Below are 14,710 nucleotides of genomic sequence, written 5' to 3'. Positions count from 1 at the left end.
GAGTTCAGGCCCAGGCGCGTTCGCGCTTGAGCTTCGCTTCATAGGTGTCGATCGAGGACTTCTTCTCCATCGTCAGACCGATGTCGTCGAGACCGTTGATCAGGCAGTGCTTGCGGAACGGGTCGATCTCGAACTTGACCTTGCCGCCATCGGGGCCGCGGATCTCCTGGTTCGGCAGGTCGATCGTCAGCGTCGCGTTGGCGCCACGCTCGGCGTCGTCGAACAGCTTGTCGAGGTCTTCCTGGGAGACGCGGATCGGCAGAATGCCGTTCTTGAAGCAGTTGTTGTAAAAGATGTCGCCGAACGAGGTCGAGATCACGCAGCGGATGCCGAAGTCGAGCAGCGCCCAGGGCGCGTGCTCGCGGCTCGAGCCGCAGCCGAAATTGTCGCCGGCCACCAGCACCTTCGCATTGCGATAGGCGGGCTGGTTGAGGACGAAATCCGGATTCTCGCTGCCGTCGTCCTTGTAGCGCTGCTCGGAGAAGAGCCCCTTGCCAAGCCCGGTGCGCTTGATGGTCTTGAGGTACTGCTTCGGAATGATCATGTCGGTGTCGACATTGATGATCTTCAGCGGCGCCGCGACGCCTTCCAGCGTGGTGAACTTGTCCATGGTTGGGCTTCCCGAGGGGTGGTTAGGGACCGCGTATTTATCGCGATCAGGGGCTGAATCCTAGGCCGAATTCGGCAGGGCTAGTCTGCTTTGCCGGATTTAAGCCATGGTGGAGCTCCCTCTCCCGCAAGCGGGGGAGGGAGCGCACGTTCTGTCTGTGCGGCGCCGCCGTCAGTCTGCCTGCGCCTCGATCGCCGCCATATCGTCGTCCGAAAGCCCAAAATGGTGGCCGATCTCGTGAATCAGGACATGACGGACGATGTGGCCGAGGCTTTCGTCGTGCTCGGCCCAGTAATCCAGGATCGGCCGGCGGTAGAGCCAGACCATGTTGGGCAGCCGCGCCACGTCGCCAAGGCTCTGCTGGGGCAGGCCGACGCCCTGGAACAGGCCGAGCAGGTCGAACTCGCTCTCGCAGTCCATCTCGTCCAGAACCTCCTCGGTGGGGAAGTCGTCGACGCGGATGATCAGGCCTTCGCACAGCCTGCGAAATTCCGCCGGCAGGCGCTCGAAAATCTCGTGCGCGGTGGTTTCCATTTCGGCCAGCGAGGGCGCTTTCAGGTCCGTCCACATGGGCTTGTCTTAGCGTGGGTTTCGCTGCGATGCATCCGGCTTTATAACGCTGCGAGGTTGACGGGCGCCGCCAAAACGGGGAGCGTGGGGCCCAGTCCGGGGTGGTCCAGGTGGGCGGTAAAATGCGAGCAAAAACAGCGCTGACGCTACTGTGCATGGGGTTGTTTTCGTTGCTTGGCGTTGCGGCCCAGGCGCAAACGGCCGGCAGCGGGGTTCGCATGGCCCAGGCTGCCTCACCCGACGATGTTCCGCCACCGCGCAAGCGGCCCCAGACGCGCCTGCGCGTGACACCCTATTACAGCCCTGATGGCGTCTATCCGCGCTACGATCCGGGCCCGGATGCGGTCCGCGAGTGCAGCGTCGCCTATGTGCAGGAGCACCGGCCAAGCGGCACCGTGATCACGCCGCATATGAGTTGCTACTGGCGCCGCGGCTGATCTGAATGTCGAGGGCCGAGGTCGTCATGGCGAAATGGATTGCTCTCGCCCTCGTCCTCGCGTTCGCCGCAGGTCTGTCTCAGGCGTCCGCGACGCAGAGAGTGACGAAGCTGCCGGATGCTTCCGCCGGGCGCGCAATATTCGATGCGCGACGACATCGGCGATACGACGAGGTGACGCGGTACACACCGCGTCCTGATCCGCACTATTATGCGCGTCCCGTCTATTACCGTCCCTATCCTTACGGCGTGCCCGCGCCATTCGTGTTCGGCTACGGGCCGTTCCGGTGAGGCGCCCGATTTGTTCGTTCATGGCGCATTCACGTCGCCGTTCCTAGTTTGATCCCGGAAGCGACTGCAATGAACGGCAACGGCGCGAGACGTGACGCCGCGACGCTGCTGTCCACATTGAGGGAGACATTCCATGCCGAGGATGTTGCGTCCCGGGGCACGCCCGTTGCGCTTGCTTGGGTTTGCGGCCGTCGCTGCCCTGACGCTGTCGGCCGGGACTGCCCGCCGCGCTGAAGCGATGACGCCGATCAATCCGACCGCGCTACCAGCAGCGAAGACCTCAAGCCACGACGTGATCACGCAGGTCCGCTTTGGGGGTGGACATGGTGGTGGTGGACATGGCGGCGGCGGACATTTCGGCGGCTTCCACGGTGGTGGAGGTCACTTCGGCGGCTTCCACGGTGGTGGCTTCCACGGTGGCGGCTTCCACGGTGGCGGGTTCCGCGCTGCGCCGGCTTTCCATGGCGGCGGCATGCGCTACGGCGGCATCCATTACGGCGGCTACCACCGCCATTGGGGCGGCGGCTATTATCGTCCATATTACGGCTATCGCCACTTCCACCGGCGCTTTTATTACGGCGGCTATTATCCTTACTATTACCATCCGCGCCGTTGCCGGATCATCTGGACCTATTACGGTCCGCGCCGCATCTGCCGCTGGCATCATTGGCATCGCTGGCACTATCCGTACCGCTATTGGTAAGTGCGATCGACATGGAAAGGGCGCCTCAACGGCGCCCTTTGTTCGTCTGGCCCAATGCGTTTTCGAGCGAAGCGGAGCTACTGGCTCAGCGCCAATCCCTGACGTCGACGAAATGACCCGCGATCGCGGCTGCCGCCGCCATTGCCGGCGACACCAGATGCGTGCGGCCCTTGAAGCCCTGGCGGCCCTCGAAGTTGCGGTTCGACGTCGAGGCGCAACGCTCTTCCGGAGCCAGCTTGTCCGGGTTCATCGCGAGGCACATCGAGCAACCGGGCTCGCGCCATTCGAAGCCGGCCTTGATGAAGATCTTGTCCAGGCCTTCAGCTTCGGCCTGCTCCTTCACGATGCCGGAACCCGGCACGACCATGGCGTTGACATGGGCCGAGACCGTCTTGCCTTCAGCGATCTTCGCCGCCGCGCGCAGATCCTCGATGCGGCCATTGGTGCAGGAGCCGATGAAGATGCGGTCGACCTTGATGTCGGTGATCTTCGTGCCCGCCGTCAGGCCCATATATTTCAGCGCGCGATGCTTGGAGAGACGCTTGGCCTCATCCGCGATCTCATCGGGATTGGGCACGAAGCCGGTCACGGAGATGACGTCCTCAGGCGAAGTGCCCCAGGTCACGATCGGCGGCAGCTTGGCTGCGTCGAGGCGCAGCTCGTTGTCGAAATGCGCGCCGTCGTCGGAGCGCAGTTTCTCCCAGTAGCGCATCGCCGCATCCCAGTCCGCGCCCTTCGGCGCCTTCGGCCGGCCGCGCAGGAAGTCGTAGGCCTTCTGGTCGGGCGCAACGAGACCGGCGCGCGCGCCGCCTTCGATCGACATGTTGCACACCGTCATGCGGCCTTCCATGCTGAGCGCGCTGATCGCGTCGCCGGCGTATTCCAGCACGTAGCCGGTGCCGCCGGCAGTGCCGATCTCGCCAATGATGGCCAGGATGATGTCCTTGCCCGTCACGCCGTCAGGCAATTTGCCGTCGACGGTGACACGCATGTTCTTCGCCTTCTTCTGGATCAGGGTCTGCGTCGCCAGAACGTGCTCGACCTCCGATGTGCCGATGCCGTGCGCGAGCGCGCCGAAGGCGCCATGCGTCGAGGTATGGCTGTCACCGCAGACGATGGTGGTGCCGGGCAGGGTGAAGCCCTGCTCCGGGCCGATGACGTGGACGACGCCCTGGCGCTTGTCGAACTCGTTGTAATATTCGATGCCGAATTCCCTGGCGTTCTCGGCCAGCGCCTTGATCTGCTCGATGCTTTCAGGATCGGGGTTCGGCTTGGTGCGATCGGTGGTCGGCACGTTGTGGTCGACGACCGCCAGCGTCTTCTCCGGCGCGCGGACCTTGCGGCCGGTGGCGCGCAGGCCTTCGAACGCCTGCGGCGAGGTCACCTCATGCACCAGGTGACGGTCGATATAGAGCAGGCAGGTGCCATCCTCGGCTTCGTGCACCAGATGGTCGTTCCAGATCTTGTCGTACAGGGTGGTCGGCTTGGACATGAGCTTAAGCTCCGAAGGAATGTGTGTAAGGCGATGAGCGCGGCAGGCCGCGCGGGGCAACAAAATCGTCAGCGCAGCTTTTAGGCTGCGCGCGTAAGCTCTGACGTTGCCGAGGTCGCGAAGCGTCCGAAGAACCGGCCAGGCAGCCGCGAGCGATCGTCGATGACGATGCGCCGGGGGCTCACGAAGCTGGTCAGATCTGGAAACATTCTAGAGGCTATATAGCACGCGGGAGTTAAAGCGCGAGAGCCTCTAACTCGTCATTGCGAGCGCAGCGAAGCAATCCAGAAATGCGTCTGCGGAGACGGTCTGGATTGCTTCGCTGCGCTCGCAAATGACGAGGTCGGGGAGGGCTTCGGGCCAAACAAAAAGCGCGGGACCGAGCCCGCGCTTTTCGAAACCTTGCCTCGTGGCGAAGCTTACTCGTTGACGGCCTTGGCGTGCTCGGTCTTCTCGACGATACGAGCCGACTTGCCGCGGAGATTGCGCAGGTAATAAAGCTTGGCGCGACGCACCTTGCCGCGACGCACCACCTTGATCGAGTCGATCATCGGCGACATCACCGGGAACACGCGCTCGACGCCTTCGCCGTAGGAGATCTTGCGGACGGTGAAGCTCTCGTTGAGGCCACCGCCGGAACGGCCGATGCAAACGCCTTCATAGGCCTGCACCCGGGTGCGGTCGCCTTCGACGACCTTCACGTTGACGATCACGGTGTCGCCGGGACCGAATTCCGGAATGTCCTTGCCGGCGGACAGCTTGTCGAATTGCTCTTGCTCGAGCTGCTTGATCAGGTTCATGGGTAAATCTCCATCGGCGCGCCCAGCCTTCGAAAAACGGGGGCTGCGCGAAATTCGTTTATCCAGCCATTGCGGATGTGGCCGCTCCTATAAGGCAAGCCGGAGCGTTTGTCACCCGTCTGTCTTGTTTTTTGGCGTTTTTTGGCGGCGCGGCCGATTCGGGGCCTTGGGCGGGACTTGGGCCCATAAATCGGGCCGCCGCGCCGCTGTCAGGGCCTCGGATTGCGCCCGCCGCCAGGCCGCGATCTTGGCATGATCGCCGGAGGTCAGGATCTCCGGGATCGGAACCCCCTCGAACAGCTGCGGCCGGGTGTATTGGGGGTATTCGAGCAATCCGTCCGAAAAACTCTCCTCGGTTCCCGAGGCTTCCTTGCCCATGACCCCCGGCAGCAGCCGGACGCAGGCGTCGATCAGGGCGAGGGCGGCGATTTCGCCCCCTGACAGCACGTAATCGCCGATCGAGACCTCCTCCAGGCCGCGTCCGTCGATCACGCGCTGGTCGATCCCCTCGAACCGCCCGCAGACGATCAGCGGACCGGGGCCGTCGGCGAGTTCCGCAACGCGGGCCTGGGTCAATGGCCGACCGCGCGGGCTCATGAGAAGGCGGGGCCGGCGGGGGCCGATCTCGGCGGCATCGATGGCCGCCGCCAGAACGTCCGCCCGCAGCACCATGCCCGGGCCGCCGCCGGACGGGGTGTCATCGACGCTGCGGTGGCGATCGGTGGCGGAAGCCCTGATGTCCCGCGCCTCGATCTGCCAGAGGCCGGAGGCCAGCGCCCGGCCCGCGAGACTCACGCCGAGCGGCCCCGGAAACATCTCCGGAAACAGCGTCAGTACCGTCGCGCGCCAGGGGCAGGGATTGGTCATCTCAGTCAGCTTAGCCAAAACCATGGCCTGTGGTTATGGGCTCCGGCCTTCACCGGAGGGTCCGTCCCCCTCGATCTCCTGCGGCAACGCGATCACGACGCGGCCGCCTTTGATATCGACCTCCGGCACCACGGCGTTGGAGAACGGCAGCAGCATCGTCGCGCCCTTCAGCGGTGCGATCTCGATGATATCGCCGGCGCCGAAATTATGGATGGCGAGCACGCGGCCGAGCGCATCGCCGTCTATGGTGACGGCGGCGAGCCCGATCAGATCGGCGTGGTAATATTCATCCTCATCGGTCGCGGGCAGTTTTTCGCGCGCGACGTAGAGCTCGATGCCGTTGAGGCGTTCGGCCTCATCGCGGGTCGTGACGCCCTTGAACGTCGCGACCAGATGGTCCTTGGCTTCACGGGCCTGCGCCAGCTCGAACTGGCGCTTGCCGTCCTTGGAGAGAAGCGGACCGTAGCGCTTCACGGCAAAGGGATCTTCGGTGAAGGTCCACAGTTTGACCGCACCGCGCACCCCATGCGCGGCGCCGATCCGCGCGACGCAGATCAGCGCCGACATGGCTGAGCCTTAGCCCTTCGCGGCGGCTTCGGCCTGCGCCTTGCGCTCCTTGCGCGGCACGGCCTTCTCGGGGTTGTTGCGGGCTTCGCGCTTCTTCACGCCGGCGGCGTCGAGGAAGCGGGAGACGCGGTCCGACGGCTGCGCGCCCTTGGCGAGCCAGGCCTTCACCTTGTCCATGTCGAGCTTCAGACGGGTCTCGTTGTCCTTCGGCAGCAGCGGATTGAAATAGCCGAGGCGCTCGATGAAGCGGCCATCGCGGGGGAAGCGCGAGTCGGCGACGACGACGTGATAGACGGGACGCTTCTTGGTGCCTGCGCGGGCGAGCCGGATAACGACGGACATTTAGTTCTCCTTCAAAGTACGTTTTGTTCGGTTGATTGGTATTTTCGCGCTGCGCGAGACCGGTGCGATCCCGTGCGACGAATGCCTCATTTCTTCTTGCCCGGAAAGCCGCCGAGACCCGGCAGCGTCGGCTTGCCGCTCAGTCCGGTCAGACCAGGGACGTTCGGCAGACCGGTGCGAAGACCAGCCGGCAAATCCTTCGGCAGGCTCGGCAGACCCTGTCCGCCGCCGCTCTGCATCTTTTCCTGAAGCGCTTTCATCTCTTCGGGAGACGGCATCTTCATGCCGCCGCCAAAGCCCATCGCCTGCGCGATCCCGGCGAGCGGGCCGCGCTTGCCCGAGCCCATGGCCTTCATCACGTCGGCCATGTTCCGGTGCATCTTCAGGAGCTTGTTGACCTGTTCGACGCTCTGGCCGCTTCCCGCCGCGATACGCTTCTTGCGGCTGGCCTTGAGCAGATCAGGATGACGGCGCTCGTCGCGCGTCATGGAATCGATCACCGCGACCTGGCGCTTCAGGATCTTGTCGTCGATCCCGGCGGCCGCGATCTGGTTCTTCATCTTGGCGATGCCGGGCATCATGCCCATCAGGCCGCTGATGCCGCCCATATTCGCCATCTGCAGCAGCTGCTCGCGCATGTCGTTGAGGTCGAACTGACCCTTGCGCATGCGCTCGGCGGTGCGCGCGGCCTTTTCGGCGTCGATATTGGCGGCGGCGCGTTCGACCAGCGACACCACGTCGCCCATGCCGAGGATGCGACCGGCGATACGATCGGGGTGGAAATCTTCCAGCGCGTCGGTCTTTTCACCGGTGCCGATCAGCTTGATCGGCTTGCCGGTGACGGCGCGCATCGACAGCGCGGCGCCGCCGCGGCCATCGCCGTCCACGCGCGTCAGCACGATGCCGGTGAGGCCGACGCGCTGATCGAACGCGCGCGCCAGGTTCACGGCATCCTGACCGGTGAGGCTGTCGGCGACCAGCAGCACTTCGTGCGGATTGGCCGCAGCTTTGATCGCGGCTGCTTCCGCCATCATCTCTTCGTCCAGCGTGGTGCGGCCGGCGGTGTCGAGCAGCACGATGTCGTAGCCGCCGAGCTTGCCCGCTTCCAGCGCGCGCTTCGCGATCTGCGGCGGCTGCTGGCCTGCAACGATCGGCAGCGTCGGAATCTCGAGATCGCGGCCGAGCACGGCCAGCTGCTCCATCGCCGCCGGACGGTAGACGTCGAGCGAAGCCATCAGCACCTTGCGCTTGTCGCGCTGGACCAGGCGGCGGGCGAGCTTTGCGGTGGTGGTGGTCTTGCCCGAGCCCTGCAGGCCGACCATCATGATCGGCACCGGCGGCACGGAATTGACGTCGATGGTCTGGCTTTCGGCGCCGAGCGTGTTGATCAGCTCGTCATGGACGATCTTGACCACCATCTGGCCTGGGGTGACCGACTTGACGACGGTGGCGCCGATCGCCTGCTCGCGGACGCGATCGGTGAAGCTGCGCACGACCTCGAGCGCAACGTCGGCCTCGAGCAGCGCGCGGCGCACCTCGCGCATCGCCGCATCGACGTCCTTTTCGGTCAGCGCACCGCGCCCCGTCAGACGATCGAGAATGCCGCCAAGCCGTTCCGACAGATTGTCGAACAATGCAATTGTCCCTTGTCCTGCTCGCCAGAATGGCGATCTTCCAAACACCTTTGCGCCCGAGGGCGCACAGCGCTGTCGGGCGTTGACCTCTGACCTCCGGGGCCAGGCGGCGGGTCGAAAAGAAAGCCTTTCCGAGAAAGTGGCGGGGTTAAACGCCGCTCACGCCCAAAAGTCAAGGAAAGTTAGGATGACGAGGCGCCTTTGCCAGGCCAAGGTCTTGAAATCCGGGCATTTCCGGCGACGGGTTCTTTTTTGGGCGGTCCCGCCCATATAGCCCGGGATGCCTTTTCGTCCAAACCATCCCTGAAAGCCGCCCCGTGTCGGTCGCCCGCCGCCGCCTGTTCGGGCTGCTTGCCGGGGCCGGCGCGTTGTCGGCGTGCCCCCCTCTGGATGTCTCGCATGAAAACCTATGACGGCCCCGCCTCCGACCATTTCAACGGCCTGCATTTCTTCGATCCGGACGGAGCGCCGCCAAAATCGCTGCGCGAGGTGCTGCGCTGGCAGTTCAGCGCGCGGGAGCGGGCGAAATGGCCGGTGTGGGTGCCCAGTCCCCATGCCGATACCCCGCCGCCGCGGGTCGACGGCGACAAGGCGCGGCTCTCCTTCGTCGGCCACGCCAGCTGGCTGATCCAGACCGGCGGCCTCAACATCCTCGTCGACCCGGTCTGGTCGATGCGCGTGTCGCCGGTCAGTTTTGCCGGGCCGAAGCGGCACAACGATCCCGGCATCGCCTTCGAGAAGCTGCCTGCCATCGACGTCGTGCTGGTCTCGCACGGCCATTACGATCATTTGGACCTCGCGACGCTGTCGCGGCTTGCCAAGAACTTCGCGCCGCGCGTCGTCACCCCGCTCGGCAATGACGTCACGATGCGGAGCGCGGATTCCACGATCAAGGCCGAGGCATTCGATTGGCACGAGCGGGTCGATCTCGGGGGCGGCACTGCGGTGACGCTGGTGCCGACCCGGCACTGGACCGCGCGCGGCATGTTCGACCGCAACAAGGCACTGTGGGCGAGTTTTGTATTGGAGACCCCGGCCGGCAAAATCTACGTCGTCTGCGATTCGGGTTATGGTGATGGCACGCACTTTCGCCGCGTCGCCGAGAAGCATGGGAAGCTACGTCTCGCGATACTCCCGATCGGCGCCTACGAACCGCGCTGGTTCATGCGCGACCAGCACATGAACCCGGAAGATGCGGTGAAGGCGCTCGCCGATTGCGGGGCAGAGCAAGCACTGGGCCACCACCACGGCACGTTCCAGCTGACCGACGAGGCGATCGATGCGCCGGCGAAGGCGTTGGTTGAAGCGCTCGCTGCGGCGAAGATTCCGCAGGAGCGGTTTGTCGCGATGAAGCCGGGGCAGGTGGTGGAGATTTAGCTCAGCTGCACGGGACTATTGATCCTTGGCCTTGATCGACCAGCTCACATTGACCGTCACCGACAGCGTCTCCTCACCCGGTGCGACGGCGGCAGGCGCCGCCATCGGGGCAACGGCCACGCGGCTCTTGAATAATGGCATAGGAGCGCTGCCTTCGGAGACGCTGAGCGGCGCACCCAGCGTAACACCTGTCGCCTTGGCGTAGATCTCGGCCTTGCGCCGCGCATCTGCCACCGCCTGCTCGCGGGCGTCGTCGAGCAGTTTTGACGCCTGCGTCACCTCGAACGAGATGTTGCCGATGTCGTTGGCGCCGGCGCTGACCAGTATGTCGATGATGCCTGCGGCCTTGGTCACGTCGCGAATTTTCACCGTGACGCGGTTGGAGGCGCGGAAGCCGACCACGGGCGACGCGCCGTTCGAGCGGTTCGGTGCATATTGCGGCTGCAGCGAAAGGCGCGAGGTCTGGTAGTCCTTCTCGGGGATGCCGGCCCCCTTCAGCGCCAGCAGCACCTTGCCCATCGCGGCGTTGTTGGCATCGGAAGCCTCCTTCGCCGACTTGGCATCATTGGCGACGCCGGCATCGATCTGCGCGAGATCGGGCGCGGCGGAGACGGTTGCCTCGCCGCTCACGGAGATGGCGGACGGGAAATCATCGGCAAGCGCGGGCATTGTCAGCATCGTGGCAGCGAAAATGGCAGCGAGAGCGGCAGGCTTTTTCATTGGGCTCACTTCAGCGGTACGAACACGTTGATCACGAGCTTGTCCTCGGCCGTCTTCAGGGGATCGGTGAGGTACTCCTCGATGAACGTGTCCTTGGCTTCCAGCTTCTTGTCGTCGAGGTGATTGGTGATCGCCTCGTAGGTGTTGTCCATGTTGTCGTAGGAGCCGCGATGGACGAATTTCAGCGCCTTGCCCTCAGGCGATTTGCCGATGCTCATGTCCTTGGGCAGGTTCTTCGGATCCTGGTCAACAGGGACTTCGGCGAAGAAGGTGAAACCGGTGTCGTCGGTCGAGGTGTAGACGATCATCGAATTGCCGGCGTGCTTGATGCCCTGCTTGTCGAGCACCGCGTTCAGCGATTTGAAGGCGTCGACCAGGGTGTCGAAGGCCGTGTCCCAATTGGCGGTGCCCTTGACCATCAGGACTTTCCTGGCCTCGAGCATGGTCTCCTGGCCAAAGGGATCGGCTGTTTGCACCGGCGCGGGCGTGGCAGCCGCGGCGGGCGGCGGTGTCGCCGGGCTCGGTGACGCGCTGGCCGCAGGCGAGGGGGCGGGCGCGGGAGTTGCTGCGGGCGCCGGCGAGGCGCTTGCGGCTGGTGAGGGCGTGGCGGATGGGGCCGGCGAGGGGCTTACCGATGCGGCGGGCGCCGGGCTCGGGGTCTGCGCCAGAGCACCGGAGAGGCCAAGGGACAAGGCCGCTGCCGGGATCAGCGCGGCCAAAGCGAGACGACGAAACCCGAACATTCTATTCTCCCCAACAGCTTCCGTATCAAGACCTTGCCCACCAAGGCCCAAATCCCGGCCGCGCCTCCCTGGTCGCGCGAACTGCGCCGTTCTAACACGCGGGCGTCAAGTTCGTCCCATGACAGATGCGTCATGGCAGAGGTCCAGGCCTTTGGATCGCAAACCACTGGCCAGACGGCCAAGGATCGCCATATAAGGCAGGCGAAATTCGGGAATTTTCATGAGCGCCCTGGCCAACCACGCATTTGCCAAGATGAACGGCATCGGCAACGAGATCGTCGTTGTCGACATGCGCGATTCCGCGGGCAAGGTCACGCCCGACGACGCCCGCGCGGTGGCATCCGCACAAGGCGGCGTGCCCTATGACCAGCTCATGGTGCTGCAGAAGCCGCGGCTCGACGGCACCGAAGCTTTCATCAGCATCTACAACAGTGACGGCTCGGAGGCCGGCGCCTGCGGCAACGGCATGCGCTGCGTGGTGCGCCGCATCTTCGAGAAGAGCGGCCAGGCCACCGCAACGTTCGAGACCGCGGCCGGCCTGCTCAATGCCTGGCAGGGTCCGGCGCCCGACCTCTACACCGTCGACATGGGCGCGCCGAAGTTCGGCTGGCAGGACATTCCGCTGGCGGAAGAGTTTCGCGATACCCGGTACATCGAATTGCAGATCGGGCCGATCGATAACCCGATCCTGCATTCGCCGTCCGTGGTCAGCATGGGCAATCCGCACGCGATCTTCTGGGTCGACGACGTCAACGCCTATGATCTCGAGCGTTTTGGCCCGCTGCTGGAAAATCATCCGATCTTCCCCGACCGCGCCAACATCACGCTCGCTCATATCGTCGATCGCGAGCACATCACCATGCGCACCTGGGAGCGCGGCGCCGGGCTCACCAGGGCCTGCGGTTCGGCGGCTTGCGCGACCGCAGTCGCGGCGGCGCGGCTGAAGCGTACCGGGAGAAAGGTCGCGATGACGCTGCCCGGCGGCAAGCTCGGCATCGAATGGCGCGAGCGCGACGATCATGTGCTCATGACGGGCACCGCGACCTTCGAATACGAGGGCAATTTCGATCCGGCGCTGTTCGCGCCAGCAGGCTGATGGCCGTCGACATCGTCACCTTTGGCTGCCGCCTCAACGCCTTCGAGGCCGAGGTGATCCGCAGCAGGGCGGAGGGCGCGGGTCTGACCGATACCATCGTCATCAACAGCTGCGCCGTCACCAACGAGGCGGTGGCGCAGGCGCGGCAGACGATCCGCAAATTGAAGCGTGAGCGCCCCTCGGCGCGCATTGTGGTCACCGGCTGTGCGGCGCAGACGCAAAGCGCGATGTTCGCCGGGATGACCGAGGTCGATCGCGTCGTCGGCAATGACGACAAGATGCGGGGCGAAGCCTGGCGCGCGGCGCGCGATGCTTTCGACCTCGGCGCCAGCGAGAAGATCGCCGTCAGCGACATCATGGCGGTCGGGGAAATGGCGCCGCATCTGATCGACGGCTACGCGAGCGGCATGCCGCGCGTGTTCGTGCAGGTGCAGAACGGCTGCGACCATCGTTGTACTTTCTGCATCATCCCCTATGGCCGCGGCAATTCGCGCTCGGTTCCGATGGGCGCGGTGGTCGATCAGGTGCGCGCTTTGGTTGGGCGCGGTGGTGCGGAGATCGTGCTGACCGGCGTCGATCTCACCAGCTACGGCACCGACCTGCCGGGCGCGCCGAAGCTCGGCCTGTTGACCAAGCAGATATTGCGGCATGTGCCGGAACTGAAGCGCCTGCGCATCTCCTCGATCGATTCGATCGAGGCGGATAACGATCTGCTCGATGCCATCGCCGACGATATCAGGCTGATGCCGCATCTGCATCTGTCGCTACAATCAGGCGATGACATGATCCTGAAGCGCATGAAGCGGCGGCATTCGCGGCAGGATGCGATTGCGTTCTGCGATCAGGTGCGCCGCCTGCGTCCGGACATCGTTTTCGGCGCCGATATCATCGCGGGCTTCCCGACCGAGACCGAGGCCATGTTCTCGCGCTCGCTCGATCTGGTCGAGGAATGCGGCCTGACCTTCCTGCACGTCTTCCCGTATTCGCCGCGCCCCGGCACCCCCGCCGCGAAGATGCCGCAGGTTGCGGGTGGTGCGATCAAGGAACGCGCGAAGCGGCTGCGCGCAGCGGGCGAGGCAGGGTTGCGGCAGCGGCTGAGCGCGGAGACCGGCGCGACGCGCAATGTGCTGATTGAGAGCAGCGGGCAGGGGCGCACCGAGCATTACCTGCCGGTGGCGATTGCGGGCGAGCGCGTCGGCAGCGTCGTGCCGCTGACGATCACGGGCAACGACGGCGAGCGGCTGACGGCATAGCGCCTACGACGCCCGCACCTGCCAAAAGCGCAGCGTGCGCCGGGCGTTCTCCGGGGACATGCGGGCAAAATTGCTTTTCGCCCTTGCAAGATCCGCCGGCTTCATCGCCCCGCCGGCAAAGCGGCTTTCGAGCACGGCGATGGTGGTTTCCCAGCTTAGTTGTGCGGCCTTGCACGGCACCAGCAGGCCGTCTTCGCGCAGGCTCTGCATCAGCGGACGAATCACCTCGACCGTTGATCCGGACAATGCCGCCAGTGCGGCCACGGCTTCTTCGTAGCGCCGCTGTCGCGCGAAGTTCAGCAGCGTCGCCTCGTTGAGCTGGCCGGTCGCCTTGAGATGGGCAATCGCGCGCTTGGCGCCTTCGAAATCGCGCACGCCCGACATCTCGCGCTCGACGCCGACGGTGACGGCGGCAATCGCGCTCTGGATTTCCTCGAACAGATCGGGCGGTGCGCGCGACAGCAGGCGGGTGCGAACGGCATCAGTTGCGGAACGCAGCAAGCGCCGGCGCAGATCCGACGGCAGGTCGACGCGGACGCCGATGCTGACCGCGAGTTCGGGATCGCTCTCGGCCTGCCCGACGATGACCGTGAATCCCTTTCCGGACATGCGCGCGCCGGGATTGGCGGCGAGGCGCCGGCTGACGCTGGGGTAGCGCCGCGCCAGCAGCGCGTCGGTGACGATCTCCTTCAGCCACCACCGGCCGGCGACCGCGAGCAGGTGCGGTTCACCCTTGCTGGAGGCGATCCTCACCAGCTCGTCATCGTCGAGGCGCGCGGATTCCTGCAGCACGGGGCCCGCGATACGGATCTCGTCATTGCTGGCGAGGCGACGGATCACGGAGGGCGGCGCTTGCGCGATCGGCGCAAGCTGGGCGCTGATTTCGGCGAGCGCAACGCGCGCTGCCACATCGGCGATGGCGCGCAACTCGATGGTGCCGATCAGGCGCTCGAGCACATCGTCGAACAGCGCGATCTGCTCGTCGTTGAAGCTGCCGGCGGAGGAGAGGAACAGGTCGGTGACGCGCCGGGCCGTCTCCATGCCCTTTTCCGCCGAGCCGGTCCGGATCGCGGATTCGACCTCGTCGACGATCGATGGCTGGGCGGTGGACATGACGCGTTGCTCGTCCTGAGCGGATGGGAGGCTTGTTCTAAGCAATCGCCATCATTACCAACGAGCACTGAACGTTTCGTAAACCATGCCCCGGAA

Annotated in this window: 17 protein-coding genes; 6 read left to right on the top strand and 11 right to left on the bottom strand. The window is 65.0% G+C overall.

Annotation, left to right across the window (positions count from 1 at the left end):
- Positions 1–4: 4 nt before the first annotated feature.
- Both leuD and ACVW16_RS17145 read right to left on the bottom strand, forming a co-directional pair.
- Entirely contained in the window at positions 5–610 is a 606-nt protein-coding gene (leuD, locus tag ACVW16_RS17150; RefSeq protein WP_456700324.1) for a 3-isopropylmalate dehydratase small subunit, read from the bottom strand.
- A gap of 171 nt (positions 611–781) precedes the next feature.
- Positions 782–1,180 carry a metallopeptidase family protein gene (locus ACVW16_RS17145; RefSeq protein WP_456736880.1) on the bottom strand — a complete coding sequence of 133 codons (399 nt, stop codon included), beginning with the start codon at positions 1,178–1,180 and terminating at the stop codon, positions 782–784.
- Between the two features lie 155 nt (positions 1,181–1,335).
- Between ACVW16_RS17145 and ACVW16_RS17140 the strand changes: the two genes are divergently transcribed.
- The 3 genes from ACVW16_RS17140 (at position 1,336) to ACVW16_RS17130 (ending at position 2,610) form a co-directional block, all read left to right on the top strand.
- Positions 1,336–1,617 (top strand): hypothetical protein, encoded by a 282-nt coding sequence (locus tag ACVW16_RS17140; protein ID WP_456705115.1) that lies wholly within the window; start codon positions 1,336–1,338, stop codon positions 1,615–1,617.
- A gap of 26 nt (positions 1,618–1,643) precedes the next feature.
- On the top strand, positions 1,644–1,907 hold the full coding sequence (locus tag ACVW16_RS17135) for a hypothetical protein (protein WP_456738266.1): 264 nt from the start codon (positions 1,644–1,646) through the stop codon (positions 1,905–1,907).
- 133 nt (positions 1,908–2,040) lie between these two features.
- Positions 2,041–2,610: a hypothetical protein gene (locus ACVW16_RS17130; RefSeq protein ID WP_456736881.1), complete on the top strand. Its 570-nt coding sequence runs from the start codon at positions 2,041–2,043 to the stop codon at positions 2,608–2,610.
- Between the two features lie 85 nt (positions 2,611–2,695).
- Here ACVW16_RS17130 and leuC read toward each other — a convergent pair whose 3' ends face one another.
- The 6 genes from leuC to ffh all read right to left on the bottom strand — a co-directional run bounded on the left by leuC (position 2,696) and on the right by ffh (position 8,312).
- Positions 2,696–4,102: a 3-isopropylmalate dehydratase large subunit gene (gene leuC, locus ACVW16_RS17125; protein WP_456736882.1), complete on the bottom strand. Its 1,407-nt coding sequence runs from the start codon at positions 4,100–4,102 to the stop codon at positions 2,696–2,698.
- A 419-nt stretch (positions 4,103–4,521) separates the two neighbouring features.
- A complete protein-coding gene (gene rplS / locus ACVW16_RS17120; protein ID WP_092233923.1) occupies positions 4,522–4,902 on the bottom strand; it encodes a 50S ribosomal protein L19 in 381 nt (126 codons plus the stop codon).
- 111 nt (positions 4,903–5,013) lie between these two features.
- Positions 5,014–5,769, bottom strand: coding sequence for a tRNA (guanosine(37)-N1)-methyltransferase TrmD (gene trmD, locus ACVW16_RS17115; RefSeq protein WP_456736883.1), 756 nt, complete (start codon positions 5,767–5,769; stop codon positions 5,014–5,016).
- A 33-nt stretch (positions 5,770–5,802) separates the two neighbouring features.
- Positions 5,803–6,336 (bottom strand): ribosome maturation factor RimM, encoded by a 534-nt coding sequence (gene rimM, locus ACVW16_RS17110; RefSeq protein ID WP_456700320.1) that lies wholly within the window; start codon positions 6,334–6,336, stop codon positions 5,803–5,805.
- Between the two features lie 9 nt (positions 6,337–6,345).
- Positions 6,346–6,678 (bottom strand): 30S ribosomal protein S16, encoded by a 333-nt coding sequence (rpsP, locus tag ACVW16_RS17105; RefSeq protein ID WP_014438992.1) that lies wholly within the window; start codon positions 6,676–6,678, stop codon positions 6,346–6,348.
- Positions 6,679–6,764: 86 nt separating this feature from the next.
- Positions 6,765–8,312, bottom strand: a complete 1,548-nt coding sequence (ffh, locus tag ACVW16_RS17100; RefSeq protein WP_456700319.1) for a signal recognition particle protein — start codon at positions 8,310–8,312, stop codon at positions 6,765–6,767.
- A 399-nt stretch (positions 8,313–8,711) separates the two neighbouring features.
- Between ffh and ACVW16_RS17095 the strand changes: the two genes are divergently transcribed.
- Positions 8,712–9,689 carry an MBL fold metallo-hydrolase gene (locus ACVW16_RS17095; RefSeq protein ID WP_456736884.1) on the top strand — a complete coding sequence of 326 codons (978 nt, stop codon included), beginning with the start codon at positions 8,712–8,714 and terminating at the stop codon, positions 9,687–9,689.
- Positions 9,690–9,704: 15 nt separating this feature from the next.
- On the opposite strand, the gene ACVW16_RS17090 is transcribed toward ACVW16_RS17095, so the two are convergent.
- Positions 9,705–10,409 (bottom strand): SIMPL domain-containing protein, encoded by a 705-nt coding sequence (locus tag ACVW16_RS17090; protein ID WP_456736885.1) that lies wholly within the window; start codon positions 10,407–10,409, stop codon positions 9,705–9,707.
- Positions 10,410–10,414: 5 nt separating this feature from the next.
- Positions 10,415–11,152 carry a GyrI-like domain-containing protein gene (locus ACVW16_RS17085; protein ID WP_456736886.1) on the bottom strand — a complete coding sequence of 246 codons (738 nt, stop codon included), beginning with the start codon at positions 11,150–11,152 and terminating at the stop codon, positions 10,415–10,417.
- Between the two features lie 220 nt (positions 11,153–11,372).
- Between ACVW16_RS17085 and dapF the strand changes: the two genes are divergently transcribed.
- Positions 11,373–12,248 (top strand): diaminopimelate epimerase, encoded by an 876-nt coding sequence (gene dapF, locus ACVW16_RS17080; protein ID WP_456700316.1) that lies wholly within the window; start codon positions 11,373–11,375, stop codon positions 12,246–12,248.
- A complete protein-coding gene (mtaB, locus tag ACVW16_RS17075; protein WP_456736887.1) occupies positions 12,248–13,501 on the top strand; it encodes a tRNA (N(6)-L-threonylcarbamoyladenosine(37)-C(2))-methylthiotransferase MtaB in 1,254 nt (417 codons plus the stop codon). The genes dapF and mtaB overlap by 1 nt, the downstream gene beginning before the upstream one ends.
- Before the next feature lie 3 nt (positions 13,502–13,504).
- On the opposite strand, the gene ACVW16_RS17070 is transcribed toward mtaB, so the two are convergent.
- Entirely contained in the window at positions 13,505–14,614 is a 1,110-nt protein-coding gene (locus tag ACVW16_RS17070) for a DUF2336 domain-containing protein (RefSeq protein WP_456736888.1), read from the bottom strand.
- Positions 14,615–14,710 lie beyond the last annotated feature (96 nt).

This window comes from Bradyrhizobium sp. USDA 4474, from assembly GCF_054057515.1.
This window is presented reverse-complemented; position numbering and strand designations above follow the sequence as displayed.